This window comes from Neobacillus notoginsengisoli (assembly GCF_003515685.1).
Taxonomy (GTDB): domain Bacteria; phylum Bacillota; class Bacilli; order Bacillales; family Cytobacillaceae; genus Bacillus_D; species Bacillus_D notoginsengisoli.
Genome location: NZ_QWEG01000003.1, coordinates 331,290 through 347,130 on the forward strand (window position 1 = coordinate 331,290; position 15,841 = coordinate 347,130).

17 protein-coding genes and 1 tRNA gene are annotated in these 15,841 nt (G+C 43.2%); 7 read left to right on the forward strand and 11 right to left on the reverse strand.

Features of this window, described 5'->3' with window-relative positions:
• The first annotated feature begins 442 nt into the window (after positions 1-442).
• Positions 443-526: transfer RNA gene (locus D1B31_RS06290), tRNA-Leu, on the forward strand.
• 188 nt (positions 527-714) lie between these two features.
• Here the strand turns inward: D1B31_RS06290 and D1B31_RS06295 are convergent.
• The 3 genes from D1B31_RS06295 to D1B31_RS06305 are packed head-to-tail and all read right to left on the reverse strand — an operon-like array spanning position 715 to position 4,327.
• Complete coding sequence (locus D1B31_RS06295) at positions 715-1,287, reverse strand: DMSO/selenate family reductase complex B subunit (protein WP_118919890.1); 573 nt, start codon at positions 1,285-1,287, stop codon at positions 715-717.
• Between the two features lie 15 nt (positions 1,288-1,302).
• Entirely contained in the window at positions 1,303-3,690 is a 2,388-nt protein-coding gene (locus tag D1B31_RS06300) for a DMSO/selenate family reductase complex A subunit (protein ID WP_118919891.1), read from the reverse strand.
• Positions 3,677-4,327 carry a TorD/DmsD family molecular chaperone gene (locus tag D1B31_RS06305; RefSeq protein ID WP_142922570.1) on the reverse strand — a complete coding sequence of 217 codons (651 nt, stop codon included), beginning with the start codon at positions 4,325-4,327 and terminating at the stop codon, positions 3,677-3,679. Before D1B31_RS06305 ends, D1B31_RS06300 begins: the two co-directional genes overlap by 14 nt.
• Positions 4,328-4,635: 308 nt before the next feature.
• On the opposite strand from D1B31_RS06305, the gene D1B31_RS06310 reads away from it, so the two are divergent.
• Positions 4,636-4,917 (forward strand): DUF6509 family protein, encoded by a 282-nt coding sequence (locus D1B31_RS06310; RefSeq protein WP_118919893.1) that lies wholly within the window; start codon positions 4,636-4,638, stop codon positions 4,915-4,917.
• 98 nt (positions 4,918-5,015) lie between these two features.
• Here D1B31_RS06310 and D1B31_RS06315 read toward each other — a convergent pair whose 3' ends face one another.
• From D1B31_RS06315 to ku, 3 genes are all read right to left on the reverse strand, one after another.
• A complete protein-coding gene (locus D1B31_RS06315) occupies positions 5,016-5,219 on the reverse strand; it encodes a cold-shock protein (protein ID WP_118919894.1) in 204 nt (67 codons plus the stop codon).
• Positions 5,220-5,440: 221 nt separating this feature from the next.
• A complete protein-coding gene (locus D1B31_RS06320; protein WP_118919895.1) occupies positions 5,441-5,929 on the reverse strand; it encodes a metallophosphoesterase family protein in 489 nt (162 codons plus the stop codon).
• Positions 5,930-6,053: 124 nt separating this feature from the next.
• A complete protein-coding gene (gene ku, locus D1B31_RS06325) occupies positions 6,054-6,884 on the reverse strand; it encodes a non-homologous end joining protein Ku (protein WP_118919896.1) in 831 nt (276 codons plus the stop codon).
• A 119-nt stretch (positions 6,885-7,003) separates the two neighbouring features.
• Between ku and D1B31_RS06330 the strand changes: the two genes are divergently transcribed.
• Entirely contained in the window at positions 7,004-8,836 is a 1,833-nt protein-coding gene (locus D1B31_RS06330) for a DNA ligase D (protein ID WP_118919897.1), read from the forward strand.
• 230 nt (positions 8,837-9,066) lie between these two features.
• Here the strand turns inward: D1B31_RS06330 and D1B31_RS06335 are convergent, their stop codons facing one another.
• Positions 9,067-9,810 carry a hypothetical protein gene (locus D1B31_RS06335; protein WP_118919898.1) on the reverse strand — a complete coding sequence of 248 codons (744 nt, stop codon included), beginning with the start codon at positions 9,808-9,810 and terminating at the stop codon, positions 9,067-9,069.
• 125 nt (positions 9,811-9,935) lie between these two features.
• Here D1B31_RS06335 and D1B31_RS06340 point away from each other — a divergent pair, with 125 nt between their 5' ends.
• Positions 9,936-11,057, forward strand: coding sequence for an amidohydrolase (locus tag D1B31_RS06340; RefSeq protein WP_118919899.1), 1,122 nt, complete (start codon positions 9,936-9,938; stop codon positions 11,055-11,057).
• Between the two features lie 305 nt (positions 11,058-11,362).
• Entirely contained in the window at positions 11,363-11,920 is a 558-nt protein-coding gene (locus tag D1B31_RS06345) for a GNAT family N-acetyltransferase (protein WP_118919900.1), read from the forward strand.
• A 54-nt stretch (positions 11,921-11,974) separates the two neighbouring features.
• On the opposite strand, the gene D1B31_RS06350 is transcribed toward D1B31_RS06345, so the two are convergent.
• Both D1B31_RS06350 and D1B31_RS06355 read right to left on the reverse strand, forming a co-directional pair.
• On the reverse strand, positions 11,975-12,133 hold the full coding sequence (locus D1B31_RS06350) for a DUF2639 domain-containing protein (protein WP_118919901.1): 159 nt from the start codon (positions 12,131-12,133) through the stop codon (positions 11,975-11,977).
• Positions 12,134-12,627: 494 nt separating this feature from the next.
• Complete coding sequence (locus tag D1B31_RS06355) at positions 12,628-13,401, reverse strand: SDR family oxidoreductase (protein WP_118919991.1); 774 nt, start codon at positions 13,399-13,401, stop codon at positions 12,628-12,630.
• Between the two features lie 142 nt (positions 13,402-13,543).
• On the opposite strand from D1B31_RS06355, the gene D1B31_RS06360 reads away from it, so the two are divergent.
• Positions 13,544-13,990, forward strand: coding sequence for an Hsp20/alpha crystallin family protein (locus D1B31_RS06360; RefSeq protein WP_118919902.1), 447 nt, complete (start codon positions 13,544-13,546; stop codon positions 13,988-13,990).
• 41 nt (positions 13,991-14,031) lie between these two features.
• On the opposite strand, the gene D1B31_RS06365 is transcribed toward D1B31_RS06360, so the two are convergent.
• A complete protein-coding gene (locus tag D1B31_RS06365) occupies positions 14,032-14,316 on the reverse strand; it encodes a hypothetical protein (RefSeq protein ID WP_118919903.1) in 285 nt (94 codons plus the stop codon).
• A 91-nt stretch (positions 14,317-14,407) separates the two neighbouring features.
• On the opposite strand from D1B31_RS06365, the gene D1B31_RS06370 reads away from it, so the two are divergent.
• A complete protein-coding gene (locus tag D1B31_RS06370) occupies positions 14,408-14,650 on the forward strand; it encodes a DNA alkylation repair protein (RefSeq protein ID WP_118919904.1) in 243 nt (80 codons plus the stop codon).
• 358 nt (positions 14,651-15,008) lie between these two features.
• Here the strand turns inward: D1B31_RS06370 and D1B31_RS06375 are convergent, their stop codons facing one another.
• Positions 15,009-15,833, reverse strand: a complete 825-nt coding sequence (locus D1B31_RS06375; RefSeq protein WP_240035189.1) for a hypothetical protein — start codon at positions 15,831-15,833, stop codon at positions 15,009-15,011.
• Positions 15,834-15,841 lie beyond the last annotated feature (8 nt).

Sequence of the window (15,841 nt, forward strand, 5' to 3'; positions counted from 1 at the left end):
GGTCACTAAGTCTGCCTTTAGTGACCGAAGGACAGGCTGCCCACTGTTGTTCGGTCGCTAAGTCTGCCTTTAGTGACCGAAGGACGGTCTCCTCACTGCTGTTCGGTCGCTAAGTCTGCCTTTAGTGACCGAAGGACGGTCTCCTCACTGCTGTTCGGTCGCTAAGTCTGCCTTTAGTGACCCAAGGACTATCTCCTCACTGCTGTTCGGTCGCTAAGTCTGCCTTTAGTGACCGAAGGACGGTCTGCCCACTGTTGTTCGGTCGTTAAGTCTGCTTATAGAGATGGCTGCTTTATTGCATGACATACCTGACGAGAAATTGAATCATTCGGCCGAAGCAGGCCTGAGAAAGTCTTGATTCCTTTCTTGCCGGGTTGGGATAACTTTAAAAAATCCGTGCGCATTGTGCCAAGATATGTTATAGTATAAAAGTATTCCATTCGCGGGTGTGGCGGAATCGGCAGACGCGCTAGATTCAGGTTCTAGTGGGGGCAACCCCGTGGAGGTTCAAGTCCTCTCATCCGCATAACAAGGTCCCGGGCTCATGCCCAGGACTTTTTTTTGTTTATCAATGCTGTCAATGCGTGACAGCTTATTGACTTTTTAACGCTAGCCTGTCACGCAATACACGGATGCGTGACAGGTCACGGGTTTTAGGCGCGGGTGCTTGCACGCAAAATTCCAAGATGCATGGCACCATCCATGTTTTCCTCTTTACCGTGCATCCTTGTGAGGAGTAATGACGAGATTCGGCTGCGTGATGGTTGAACTTGGCATTCCTTTTACTTCACTGACCGCACCGTATTTTTTACGCAGTTCTTCAATCGGCCCGAATTCAATCGCCCTCATAATACACGTTGATACACATACCGGATCTTCCCCTTTTTCCTGCAGGTCAAGGCAAAAATCACATTTATTCGCTTTAAATAATTTTTCATTATATTGCGGCGCCCCATACGGACAAGCTGATATACAGAATTTTGTTCCTCTGCATTTATCTTGGTTAATGACGGTAATTCCATCTTCTTTCCGCTTTAGGATTGCGCCAGTCGGACAGCTTGGAACACATTTTGGTTTTGTACAGTGGTTGCACGATATGGAGAAATAGAAGGCTTTAATGTTATGGACGATTGCAGCCCCTTTTTGAATATAAGCACCTTCCTCATAAGCATAAACTCTTCTGAAGTTCTGCCCTACTTCAAGATCTTTTTTATCCTTGCATGCAACTGTGCACGCCTTGCATCCCGAACAAAGGCTTTGATTAATATAAAATCCCATTTGTGCCATCTTCATCACTCCTCTCTATGCTTTTTGCACCTCAACGAGATTCGTTAGCTGTGGATTTGCTTTTGCAAGCGGTGTTGGCCGGTGATTTGTCAGAACGTTGATTGAACCGCGCTGATCGATTCCGTCTTCATCCGGGGTATACCAGGCGCCTTGTGGAATGGCCGCGACTCCAGGTAAAATGCGGCTCGTTACATTCACTGGAATATAGAGCATGCCACGGTCATTGTAAACTTTTGCCCGGTCCCCGTCCTTTATGCCCCTAGCCTTAGCATCCATCGGATTCAGCCACATTTCCTGGCGCGCCATTTCTTCAAGCCAAGGATTGTTGTCATGTGTTGAATGGCAGCGGCGTTTGTAATGCCAGCTGATCAACTGCAACGGATATTTTTCTTTCAGCGGGTCTGACGGACCTTCCCAGGCAGGTACATACTTTGCAAAAGGCGGTATCTCATCGTGTTTTTTCATATCCCAAAGAGCTTTTGAGAAAAGTTCTATTTTGCCTGAAGGAGTTTCAAAAGGATTGTTTTCAGGATCCTCTATTTGTTTCTGGAAGCCTATTAGAGGTTCGTCAAACGTAAAATGATGAACACCCTTTTTTCGGAATTCTTCAAAGTCAGGAAAGTTTGGATCTAGTTCTTCACGGGTGCGCTGAACACTTACTCTCACCCAATCGAGCATCGTTTTTCCTTCTGTAAATTCCTCCCGAAGCCCAAAATGCTCAGCCACATCAGCAAAAACATCATATTCATTACGGCACTCATATAGTGGATCTATAGCTTTTTCCCCAAATACAACATAGTCCCCGAAGCACCAAGGAACCCCTATATCCCATCGTTCAAAGAAGCTTGTACCAGGCAGCAAAATATCGGCATACCTTGCACTTGGCGTCATAAATAAGTCACTCACCACGATGAATTCCACTTTGCTCTCATCTTCAAGCATTTTTGTCGTCCGGTTAATATCAGAATGCTGATTAACTAGCATGTTACCGCCAATATTAAAAATGAGTTTAATATTTGTCGAAAGTTTATCTGTTCCCTGCAACCCATCCTCCGCGGTCAATTCAGTGCCACGCTCAACGGCCTCGGTCCATTGAAAGCACGGGATTGTCGCCTTTACAGGATTTTCAAAAGTAATTGGATAGGCAATGTCCGACCTCGACCAATACCCGGTACCTGCTGCCCATCCGCCTAGCTTTCCGACATTCCCCGTCAAACAAGCAAGCTGTGCGCCGCCACGCATAATTTGTTCGCCATAAGCATGGCGTTGCGGCCCCCAGCCCTGTAAAAGGGCAGCAGGTTTTATGGTTGCGTAATCCCTCGCGATTTCCCTGATTTTAGAAGCGGGTACGGAACAGATTTTTTCTGCCCATTCCGGAGTTTTAGGAATGCCGTCTGTTTTGCCAAGAAGGTAGTTCTTCAAGTTTTCTTCCTTCGGCACACCATCAGGCATATGGGCCTCATCGAAGCCAATACAGTATTTATCGACAAACTCCTTGTCATATAAGTTCTCCGTAACCATGACATATGCCATCGCATCCATCATTGCGTTATCGGTTGTTGGCAAAATTGGAATCCATTCATCAGCGAACGCAACGGCGGTATCCGTATAGCGTGGATCAATGACAATAATCTTCGCCCCATTTGCCTTGGCTGCCCGAAGGTAAGAAGTATACGGGGTTGAAAAAATATTCTCAGATGGATTATGCCCCCATAGAATAATGTACTTTGAATGAAGGAAGTTATCGAAGCTTGATCCAGAATCATTCGTGCCATACGTATATGGAGTCGCAACATTTCCAGCTCCGGAGCTGTAGTCATTTCTATATCCTAAAAACCCACCCGTCATCGCTAGCAATTTTCTAGCCATATTCCTGCCACTAAAAAGGCCCCAGGACTGGCCAGAAGCATAATTAACGTATCTAGATTCGGGGCCATATGTATCTCCAATTCTCTTCATCTCATTCGCGATTGTTTCAATTGCTTCTTCCCATGAAATTCTTTCAAATTTTCCTTCGCCCCGTTTCCCTACCCTTTTCATCGGATATTTGAGCCTGTCGGGGTGGTAGAGCATTTTTTTATAGCCTCGTCCGCGAATGCAAGCGCGCATTTGTGGGGAAAGGATGGAGTCCTCATTCGTATCGGTACTGATTCTGACAACAACTCCATCTTTTATATGGGCCTTTATGATACAGCGGCCTCCACAGTTATTAATACTGCAAGTGGAAATAACTTTTTCAGGTGTTTCCGCCTTTGAAATCTTCGTGGGGTCTTTTTTGCTGACGAGCTGGCTTGCCCCGACTCCCCCAAGTACTAACGGAATCCCAATCCCGCCTGACCATTTTAAAAACGTCCGCCTTTTAACTTGCTTTTCGAAAAGTCCTTTTTTATTATTTTTTGACATTGGCCATACCTCCCATTAATTCTCTCAGGCTTTCCATATCATTGATAATAAAGTCCATCGCCAGGAAGCCGGCACCTTTATATAATTTGCTATTGGTGCAATCAACTAGTTTTTTCGCGAACTCACCAATCCATCGTCCAAGATGATTCATCAGAAATAGCCGCTGTTTCTCAAGACAGTCATTCAATTGTTTTTGTTCAGTCAGTTCCAGGCTCTTCGTTATAAGATGGATCATAAATTCAAGCTCAAGTAAAAGATGATCGTCAGGTTCATTGTTTTCTTTTACGAATTTTAAGCCAGCAAGATAATATTGCTCCCTGACTAAGTACATCGACTCATCAAACAGGAGTTGCTCCCTGCCTGTATAAAACGATTCCCAAGGAGGGGCAGGCATAGGACCCGGACCGATAAAGAGCCGTGTGAACTCGGCCGCCTCAACACTTGAATTTATTGGTCCATGAAAAAATTCTTGCAGCAGTTTCCCGCCGTTCCCAAGTTCCTCAAGCCCCTCTATATCTACATATTGAAGGAATGAATCAATTGTTTGGGCATCTAATGGAGCGTAAAATAATTTGTGCAAAAACTGATAAAAGTTTTTTCGCGCTGCCAACATTTCAAAAATCTCTACTTTTGCCAACAACAATCTCACCTCATTGTGAATAATTTCACAAAAAATACAACCCTCACACCTGTTGCAAGTTGTGAATCTAGATAGTACTCTCCGAGTATAATTATCAATTTAATAGTAGCAATTTTTTCCTAAACTGAAATATGTTTATTCAAATATTCACATATTGTTCCCAAATTATTTAGCTGAATAGCCTTAAATTAGCCTTAAATTCGCCTTAATTTGCCACTGTCTTTATAAAGTCGATGGTTTATGGTATTTTAATAAGAGTTATTATAAGGAACAGATGAAGAGTTTTAGTAGGAGGTTGCATCTGGATGGAAATTACCGAACACAGCGTTGAACACCTTGAGGACCCATTCGGTTTATTGAAAGGCGAAAGATATGAGTTTTTGCTCGATATTAAGGTTGATGAAGAAGATGAATTATATTCCGAGCTGGGTACGGGGCTCAGGATTATCTTTTCTGTAGAGGATGGGCAGCAAAAAATAGCCCAATATAACTTTTTTGAAAAGGAATCCGGTCAAGTTCTTGACTTTGAGCTTGAGGATGATGAAGAAGAAATGGTGTTGCAATACTGCAGCAAACACATGGGGTAGCATGGGTAAATGAAAAAGGTGCTGATAAAAATCCAGCACCTTTAATCCTATTCAATATACTTATCTTTATGCGGTGGACTTACAATGTGACCCCAAACTCAGATATAACGCTTGCTCGTGTTAGCGACTACTTGCAGTTCCCGTGTCGTTTTACGCATTTCATTACTGCAGATTGGGCATGGAGGAACTTCTGTACTCTTAAAATTATCTCTTATCCAGGCTTTGCAGCCTTCCGCGGTGCACTCCCATATGTCAGTCTCTTCCATCACAATTTCTTCCATATTTCTTCTACCAAACGCCATTCCTAGGCACCTCCAAGAATTTATTCACAAGACATGGCCAAAGCCCGCCCTGCCTCAGGGTATTGTTATGACCCAAACCGGATGTCCCTGAATGAAAAATCACCGTTATAAAAAGGACATGCGTTGCCTCTCTTCATAAACGGTGAGAACGAAATACTAATGCTACTTACTATAATACCATAAAACAGAGGTCTGGTCTAATTCAGGTTTTAGTCGGATGTTCAATCGAAAAAAACATGCCGTGCAAAAAGCTCTTCCCCGGCTTCCATTATTCCGTATGAATACTGCGGTTGCCGCCGCTTATCTGTCGGGGATCCTGGGTTGAATAAAAGAATTCCCTCTACAACTTTCAAGACTGGTATATGAGAATGACCAAAAATAATGCAATCAACTTGATCACCTTTAAAAGCTTTAATCGCCCTCTTCTCGGTTGTTTTTCCCGTACCGTATCCGTGAATAATTCCAATTTTAAAATGACCGGCCTGGATCATCTTTTTGGCCGGGAACAGATTTTTAATTTCTTCATTATCCACATTTCCATGGACACCTTCCACCTTGCCAAAGGCTGAAAGAAAATCATAAACCACGGGGTGTTGCCAATCACCCGCATGAATAATCAAATCCGCTGTTTTTAAATCAGCAATCAATAACTCCGGAAAACTTTTCGCTCTTTTAGGGATATGTGTGTCTGATAATACAACTATTTTCATCTTGCTAGCTACCCCCCCACTGTAATACAACTAAATCTTTCTAAACTATTACCACATATAGCAATACACTTTTCAGCTAAAAAAACTGCTTAAAAGGCCGATCCCACTTGGACCGGCCTTTCATTCATGCTTGTTTCTTCTTACGAGCAGCGGCTTTCTTCTTGGCTGCCACTGGCTTTTTCGGTTTCGTTCTGTCAATAGAAGCCTGAAGAGCAGCCATTAAATCGGTCACGTTGGATGGCTGTTCCTTCGCTGCTGGCGCGACAACCTCCCGTCCGGCCCGCTTTGCTTCAATCATCTCAAGCAGGGCTGTCCGATAGTCATCCGTATATTTTTCAGGAACAAACTCAGTCGTCAGCTGGTCAATTAAAAGAATGGCTGTTGCCAACTCTCTATCTGTCACATTCTCGCCCTCAGGAACATTTGGTACGTCATTCGCCTTCCTGACTTCATCTGGGTAGTGGATTGTCTCCATGACTAATGTATTTTCATAAACCCGGATGACAGCCAGCTGCTCCTTGGAACGGATGACAATTTTAGCGAGACCGACCTTTTTGGAGTCTTCCAAAGCCCTTCTCAGTAACGAATAGGCTTTCCCCCCGCCCTCATGCGGTGACATAAAATAGCTACGGTTGAAATATATTGGATCGATTTCTTCTATTTTGACAAAATCGATAATTTCGACTGCTTTCTCCTCGTTTTCCTTCTTAAGCTTTTCGAGGTCATCGTTATCTAAAACGACAAACTTCCCTTTTGTATACTCATAGGCCCTGACTATTTCCTCGTTTTTCACTTCTCTATCGCAGGAAGGGCACACTTTCTCATATTTGAGTGGGGTATGGCACTCATTATGGAGCGTCCTCAGTTTGATATCCCGGTCCTCGGTTGCCGCATGAAGTTTGATCGGAATGTTAACAAGACCAAAGCTGATACTCCCTTTCCACATCGTATGCATTTTTCATTCTCCATTCATTTTTCTGTTAGTTTGTGTAAAACTAACCTATAAAAAACATGGAAAGTTTGTATTTCAAGTCCAAATGCACACAATGACTACTGGATGGGGATGGAAATTCGATGAAACCTATGCTCCCTGTATTAAGTTTTGAAAGCCCGGAACGCCCCGGCTGGCTGTATGAAATTAAATATGATGGATTTAGGGCATTTCTTCATTGGGATGGCTCAACGATTGAACTGATAAGCAGGAATGGCAAAACGTTGCTGCCTCAATTCCCTGAAATTGAACTGTTTCTTCAGGCCAATAAAAAAAACTTTCAACGTTTCTTTCCGTTAACACTCGATTGTGAGCTCGTCATCCTGGAAAATGAGTATAAAGCAGATTTCAGCGCGATTCAGACGAGGGGAAGAATGAAGTCGGAAAAGAGGATAAAGGAGACTGCAGAGCATACCCCTGCACGTCTAATGGCCTTCGACGTGCTTGTCCTGGCCGGGAAGAAGCTTTTCCATCTTCCTTATCTTGAAAGAAAGAAGCAGTTGGAAACCTTATTTACCCAATCCGGATTGCCAAAAGAAACAGACCGAAACAGCCGTGATCTGTTGCACCTGGTTAAACCACATACTGACTTTCATAGGATTTGGGAACAGGTCGTCCTTCATGATGGGGAGGGCATTATTGCGAAAGATCCTAAAGGACAGTGGGAAGAAGGCAAACGAACCGACAAGTGGATTAAGTATAAGAACTGGAAAATTGTCAATTGCTTTTTGACCCGTTATGAGAAGTCCAATGGCTATTATTACTGTGGGGTTTATAAAGATAATGAAGTGATTCATGTCGGCCATATTCTGTTCGGCCTAAAGCCGGAGGAAAAGCAGGCATTGTTTACCGTAATAAAACAAAACGCTACTAGTGAGGACAACCGGTTCATTTATGTGGAGCCGGCCATTTGCTTCGAAGTAAAATATCTAGAGCTATATCAAAATGAACTTCGCGAGCCGCATTTCAGCAGGTTTCGATTTGACCTTAAACCAGAGGATTGTACGTATGATGACTTTCTTTTTAACCAGAAAAATGTGCCTCAGGAAATTGAACTGACTCATCCGGAAAAACCGATATGGGAAACACCTCCAATTCGAAAAATCGACCTTGTCACGTATTTGCGGGAAGTATCGACCGCGATGCTTCCTTTTTTGCAAAACCGTACATTAACCGTGATTAGGTACCCGCACGGAATGTTCGGTGAAGCTTTTTACCAAAAAAACTGTCCGGATTATGCACCCGATTTCATAAAAACCTATATGGAAGAAGGAATAAATTATATCGTCTGCAATGATTTAAAAACGCTCGTCTGGCTAGGAAATCAGTTGGCAATTGAGTTTCACATTCCCTTTCGGACGATTGTATCCGAAACGGCATCTGAAATTGTGTTTGATTTAGATCCCCCTTCCCCGAAGGAGTTCGGGATGGCCGTCACAGCGGCATTGTATATTAAAGAAGTGATTGACGGACTAAATTTAACCGGTTTTGCCAAAACATCTGGGAATAAAGGCATTCAAGTTTATATCCCTTTAAAGCCAGATACGTACACGTTTGATGATACCCGCCTCTTCACGGAATTCATTGCCAACTATTTGGTGTCGAAAGCGCCTGATTTATTTACAATTGAACGGCTGAAGAAAAACCGCGGCAATCGACTTTACGTAGACTACGTCCAGCATGCTCCCGGGAAGACGATCATCGCCCCCTATTCCCCACGCGGAAATAACCATGCAGGCGTCGCAGCACCACTGTTTTGGGAAGAAGTAGAGCCCGGTCTTGATCCAAAGGAGTTTACCCTGCCAAGTGTCTTGAAAAGGTACAGAGATACAGGTGATCCTTTCAAAAATTATTTTAAAGTTGGAGAATCCCAGCCATTTGGCCCTGTTCTAGAATTTTTGCAATCCGAGAAATAAGAAAAGCGCAAGCGCCCGTTCAGCGCCGTATGGACTGGAGGGCCCCGATGGAGATAAAGGAAACACGGTGAGCGTTAGCGAATCGATGTTGACTTATCGTATCGAGGGGCCCGAAGTCCACTAGGCGCTGGGCGCTGGAGCTAGACAACTAATGAAAAGGGGCTCGTGCGGCTCCTTACCTGTTTTTCCGCTTTTTGTACATCAAAAAGGATCCTGACATTTTTCCAATCCTAACGGTCAATGAAAAATTCTTTTACAAGCATCGCAAAAAATAACAGCCTATCTTCCTCTGTGACGTCTTTATGAAAAGACAGTACAGGGGTATTCGCATCGAAAAAAACAGAACTCCATTCAACTGGCATGATACCTCTTCTCAGCCTGCAGGCGACAGTGTTTTCTGCAATAAAAATCTTACTGTCCATAAACATAGAAGTACATTCAAGCATCGCTGTTTGTCCTCCAATATCCGTCCTAAACAGCCATTGATCCCCCTTTTTCTCTAAACAGCCCAGTTTACGCCTATCTGCATGGAAAGCGTCAATCAGGTTTCCAGAAACGATATAAAAGGCTTTTGTCAGCAAGTTTTCATCCTTCAACTCATAAACATGGGTAAAGGCAGGAAATTCACTAGTACGGTGTTTTCTAAGTTCACCAATCTTCAACCCGGCGGGAGAAAATAAAAGAAGACCAGGCTTCAGTCTGTTTTCGTATAGAGGAAGGATAGATTCAGACTTTAGTAAGGTGTTTGATTTATTCATAAAAGTCATCTTTGAAGTTGCAGCACTCTTAACTTTTGCTAGGTGCATATGAAAATAGGCAAAGCTTGCACCGATAAATGGAAGGGTCAGGACCATTAGTTGAACATTGCCAATCAAGCTGTTGATCAAGACGAACAAACAGGCAGAAAAGAGAAAGATCAGGCTCGAATTTAAGTATGCTTTGGCCGCCTCAAAATAGAAGTCTGATATTTTCATGATTGCTCCTTAATGCTTTTTTTACTATTGTATTCCTGCTTGTCCAATTCATGATTGTTGTTTCACCAAGCCTATTTCGGGACAGCTTCAACCAGTATGAACAAATAATATAAAGAGGGGTCGAGATGGAAACTATTTTATTGAAAAATGCCAGAGTCGTTCCTGTTACATCCAATCCAATTGACCATTGCGATATTCTCATAAAAAAAGGGAAAATCAGCAGAATAGGCCGGATTATACATGAAGAAGAATGCGCGGTAATCGAATGTGCCAACCTGCACCTTCTCCCTGGTTTCATTGATGTCCACACTCATTTAGGCCTTTATGATGAGGGAACCGGGTGGGCAGGTAATGACGCCAATGAGACTGTCGAGCCGATGACTCCGCATATTAGGGCGATAGATGGCGTCTATCCTTTGGATTCCTCCTTTACTGATGCGATCAGGTATGGGATTACAACAGTCCATGTCATGCCAGGGAGTTCAAATGTGATTGGCGGAACGACTGCCGTCATAAAAACTGCCGGCAAAAACATCACCGATATGATTATCAACCCTCTTGCAGGCTTGAAAATTGCCCTTGGAGAGAATCCGAAAAGAATTCATAGCAGCGGGAGCAATCAGTCTCTTACGAGGATGGGAATTATGGGGATGCTGAGGGAAGAATTTTATAAGGCGGGGGAACGGAATGATTCGTCTAATTTACGGATAGCGCCGATTCTTAAAGCTTTAAAAAAAGAAATTCCTGTGCGTATTCACGCACATCGGGCGGATGACATTTTGACTGCAGTAAGATTTGCTGAAGAATTCAATCTTGATTTGCGTATCGAGCATTGTACAGAAGGCCACCTGATTGCCTCAGAACTTGCCGGCAAAGTGATGAAAGTATCCGTCGGCCCTACATTGACACGCAGGTCCAAGGTTGAACTGAAAAATAAAAGCTGGGCAACCTATCACGAACTGACAACCAAAGGCATTGAAGTCTCCATCACGACCGATCATCCCTATACGCCTATCCATTATTTAAATATTTGTGCCGCGATTGCGATGAGAGAAGGACTCGATGGTCAAAAGGCTCTTGAAGGCATTACAATTTTGCCTGCCAGAAATTTAGGCGTTGATAGTCGCGTAGGCAGTATTGAAGCAGGGAAGGATGCAGACCTTGTCCTTTGGAGCCACCATCCCTTTCATTTTTTGGCAAAACCACTCTGGACGATGGTCGATGGGAAGGTTTATTGGCCAAAATGAGGAAAATGTAGAAATATATCGGAAAATCAATATTATTTTCTCAAAAAAACCTATTTATTTTTTGGCAAATTTCTTGTATGATACTTTAAGTAAATATACTTATTCCTATGTTTATGTGATTTGCCATCAAGTTTAAAACAACAAACTAATATTGTGCAATGGGAAGGCAAATGGTGCGCCACCAGTCAAACTGGTCCTAGTGGGTTCGATTCCCACCCCGAAATTTTTTTCGCAACTCAAAAAAATTTCGAGGGTGGATTGTTCCTTGCTACGGGACCGGACTGCCCTGACTGGAGGCTTTTCTTATGCTTAAAAAGCGTGAGCTTGGCGATTGCCATGCATTATACGATCTTATTACTCATCCTGATGTGTTCCCTTTTGTCCGCCATAAAGCCAACTCGTATGAGGAATTTCTTTTCCTTACAAAGCAAGTGATTGAGGCTGAGGAACGGGGAGAAGTCATCTCCCGGACGATTCTCGATGAATGGGGAACGCCAATCGGCACAATTTCTTTATTTGATATAGAATCCAATGCCGGATTCCTTGGAACCTGGCTTGGTAAACCATTCCACGGCCGCGGCTACAATAACGCTGCCAAAGAAGCTTTTTTCCAAGAAGCCTTTTATGAGCTTGGAATTGAAACGGTATTTATGCGCATTCGAAAGGCCAACATCCGTTCAATAAAGGCTGCTGAAAAGCTTCTATATACGGCAAAAGCCAATGAAACACGTCCTTCACTGTACAGCCAGCTGAACGCAAAAGGTGAAATATTTGATTTGTATGAAATTTCAAAAGACAGATATACATTCCATCTTGTACGGAATACACCTGCACAGGAAGAAAGCGAGCTTATGGAAGCTTAAAAAACGAAACCGCAGCGGCGGTTTCGCTTTTTTGCTTATGTTTACATAATATTATTATGGATCACTTATTTTAGTGGTAAGTTTCTCCAAGTATAGGTTTCTTACTACCCACGTCTTGTATAACTCCAATTTTTTAAGGCCGACAGGATGCTTTTTTATTCCCATTTCCTTTAACCGCATTATATACCAGCCCTTCGAACCGATATGCGCCATACCTCCAACCCCCTTTTCTTGTCCATACAATGTATGCGAAAAGTTTGGCTGGCATGCTGAACGCTTTATTACCTATATAGGTTGAACTAGAGGTTTTCTTTTCTAGGTGAATCTTGGTTGATTTGCGCTTCACAAAGGAAAGCTCCTGTGAATAATCATCGCAGAGACAGGCGGTTTTTGCCTGTCTCGAGGCACTTCGCTTTCCGCGGGGCGTCAGTGGAGCCTCCTCGGCGCTTTGGCGCCTGCGGGGTCTCCACCTTGCCGCCGCATCCCGCAGGACATACAGCTTCCCCGAATAGGCTTTGCACGAAGAAAATGCGATAGCACAAGGAGAGCTTCCGTGAATCTTCTTCGCACGAAATTATGCGTTAGCATAATGAGGATTTTCGAGGAGTCTTCGTGCCTTCCGCTTCAATCAACCTGCTTCCTTGGCTAATTTGTGTAAAAATTAAGTTCAACCTATATAGAAGAAAAAAACACCCTCAAGGTGTTTTTTACAGTCTATGGAATTTCCCTAAAACATCCAACCCTCCAGTTACAGGTATGACGCTCCCCGTAATAAAACCGGACTGCTCCTCGGCTAAAAAGCCTATTACACGTGCAATGTCTTCGCCTGTTCCATGCCTGCCAACTGGAGCATTCCCATCTTCTATTAAGATGGCATCCGCAATCTCTTTTTCCTTCCACTCCGGCACAATATCCCCCGGTGCAACCATATTCGCCGTAATCCCATTTTCTGCTTCCTCCATGGCAATCGTCCTTGTAAGTGAAACAAGTCCGGTTTTTGCTGCTGCAAAGGCGGAGCGATAAATCCACCCAGGTGCTGTTTCTGCCCTGTCATAACCAATGGTGATGATCCTGCCCCACCCATTTTTCCTCATTCCTGGCAACAGTAATTTGGACAGGTAAAAAACAGATGTAAGATTTCCTGAAAAAATATCATTCCATTCTTCATATGTGTAATCCGTCATTCGTTTCCGTTCGTGAATATATGGACCAGCATTATGAATGAGGATATCGATTGAAGGAAATCTTTGCACAGCTAAAGAAGCAATTTTCTCACAATCCTCTTTTTTGCAGATGTCACCTTGTACGAGAAGACAGTTGATTTCATAAGATTCAATCAACTTGTCTGCTAAAGATTCAGCAGCTTCTTTGCTGGAACGGTAGTTAATCACTAAATCGCATCCATTTTCTGCAAAATGGATGGCCGTCATTTTCCCGATCCCTGTTGCTCCCCCTGTAATGAATACTGTTTTTTTCCTCACCGGCAACCCTCTCTTCCTTTGGATTCTGCTATTGCTTTTTCCTATATTATCCTGCGTACGAATGGCCTTTCAGCACATTTAACATATGATAGTATTACATCAAGTATGCTACAAAAAAGTTTTGAAACGAAAGGATGATTGTATGTTTCCATGGGGATCATTTCCGTTTAATAAAAACATGCCTTCCGACCTTCAGAATATGAAGCCGGAAACAATCGAAAAATATGTAAAGGATGCCATGGAAGCTTATTTTCCGGGAAACTCCTTTCAACCCTTTCAAACTGAGGGGAATGATGACAGGGCAACTTCAGTCGAGGAAGAACCATACCAGGCGGCAATTTTTAATACACATGACTTTGTTTTTGTCAGACTTGAAGTTGCAGAGGAACATCTTGAAAATATTAGGCTTTTTCATACATCCAGTCAATTAATTCTAGAAAACCTGCCTGAAACAGGCAAAAAACAAGTCTACAATCTTCCTTCCGTTGTTAGAAAAAAGGGAGCATCAGCCAGTGTGAGGGATGGAATTCTAGAGGTCAGGCTGCAAAGAGCCATTGATGTCCAACTGTCGGAAATCGTGCTTCCATAGCCAAAGGGAATTTGCCAAGATCGCTCGGAAACAATTGAATGTCAGATGAGCTGTTCCATCTTCTCTGTGTGCAGATTGATTAACTGCACTTTAGCTTCGGAGCTTATTTCTGATTCGGCAATTCTCTTAACAGCCTGATAAAATTTCGTAAACACGTCTTTTCTCGTCCGGGGATGGGAATTTTCGTCGAGAAGTTCCCTCCTGATTGCTTCTTTTAAAGCGAACTCGCTTGATTTCCCTTTAGGAACGGCCAATAGCCGGTGGTTCCATATTTTACGGTACTCATCAAGCAAGTTTCTGTAATATTTATCCTGCAAATCGTTCATCTCCCAGGTAAGCTTAATTCACATGCATTTTACATATTAACGGATTACATTGCAAAAAATAGGACTATAGAAGAGATAGCAGGAGGATAACATGTCACAGCCTTATCGTTGCCCAAATTGCAAAACAAATCGAAGCCGCTTTAATATAATTGAACAGGTGCCCCATTCCGTTAAAATGGATTCTGAAACCGGTGAAGTGATGAAGGAATACTCACCAGAGATGCTTGAACCATTCCATATGCCATATAAGGGCCCAGCCCAGCGTGTACAATGTGGAGTGTGCGGCCTGATTGAAGATGAACGTACGTTTATAAAGTTTGGCGAGCTTTCCTAACGAACAGCCCGTTGGTGTTTGAAAATGAAAGGGAAAAATTCCGCTTAAGTTGGGAAATACCGATATTTCCCTAAAAATAAGGGGAGTTTTTCCCTTTATCTTATCCAAATCATTCAATTTTGGCTTACTTAGAGACGTTAAGGGGATAAACTACCCTTATATCCGCCTTTTGAGCCCCCATTTTTGCAATAGAGGGAAATTCTTCCCTTAATAAAGCTCGCCAAATTCCTTTACAGATTACCTAAGTTTCCGATTAGCCGACTGGCTGTTCTTTCGGTGGTAAGGATGAAAAAACGCCTCGCAAACCCCTAACTCAGCCGGCGGCCTTTCCAATTTGCCGAATCCAGCCGTATCTGCATTACTGCACCAATTCATTTTTCTCAATAAAGTCCAGTGAATCAACTTTCCAGGAGGAAAAAGGGGCTGCCCTGAAAAGGTTGATCTCTGATTCCGTTATTCTTTTGCCTTCTCCCTTCAAGTGCCATTCGATATCGATTGGAATTGACACCATTAGCTCGTCATCCATATCTTCGGCAGGCAGAAGCGGCAATCTCGCTATTTTGACTGCTTCTACTTTCGAGAAAATATTCTTCCAATCCGCTTTTCTTAACGATAACCGCTGGACAATCCCCTTGTCATGCTCCTTGATTCCTGTGACAAAATAGGTCACGGTTTCATAAGGGTCGGCTTTTCCAATTAATTCATCTAACTTTCCAGCGGATTTAAAAACCATCAGCATATGGGCTAAATCCATTTCCCGCTTCCGATGTGTGGAACTCTTATAAAAATGAATGCAAAAATGACCTCGAAAATTATTTTTCAGCGCGCCTGCTCCATGCGGCATTCCATTCATCGACGCCGCAATCTTATTTTTGCCTTTCTGCACATAAATGGCTCGCCTCTTCCAGCTCCACTTCTGATTGTATATTTTCTTCATGATTGCTGTGTCTTTAGGAGTCAATGGCTGAACATCCGCATGTCTGCTGCCTGCCCTCCGCTGAACGTGGAATTTCATCCCTGTTTCCATGTCAACCACGGTAAACTTGGAGAAATTCGGAAACAGCTTGTCTACTTCTTCCCAAGTTGCCATTTTCACTGGAACCGTGGCAGCCTCGACTGGATAGGAAGAAGCAAAAATGATCATGATGATAATAAAAACCGGAATTTTAGTCTTCGCTGCCAATTGGCCCA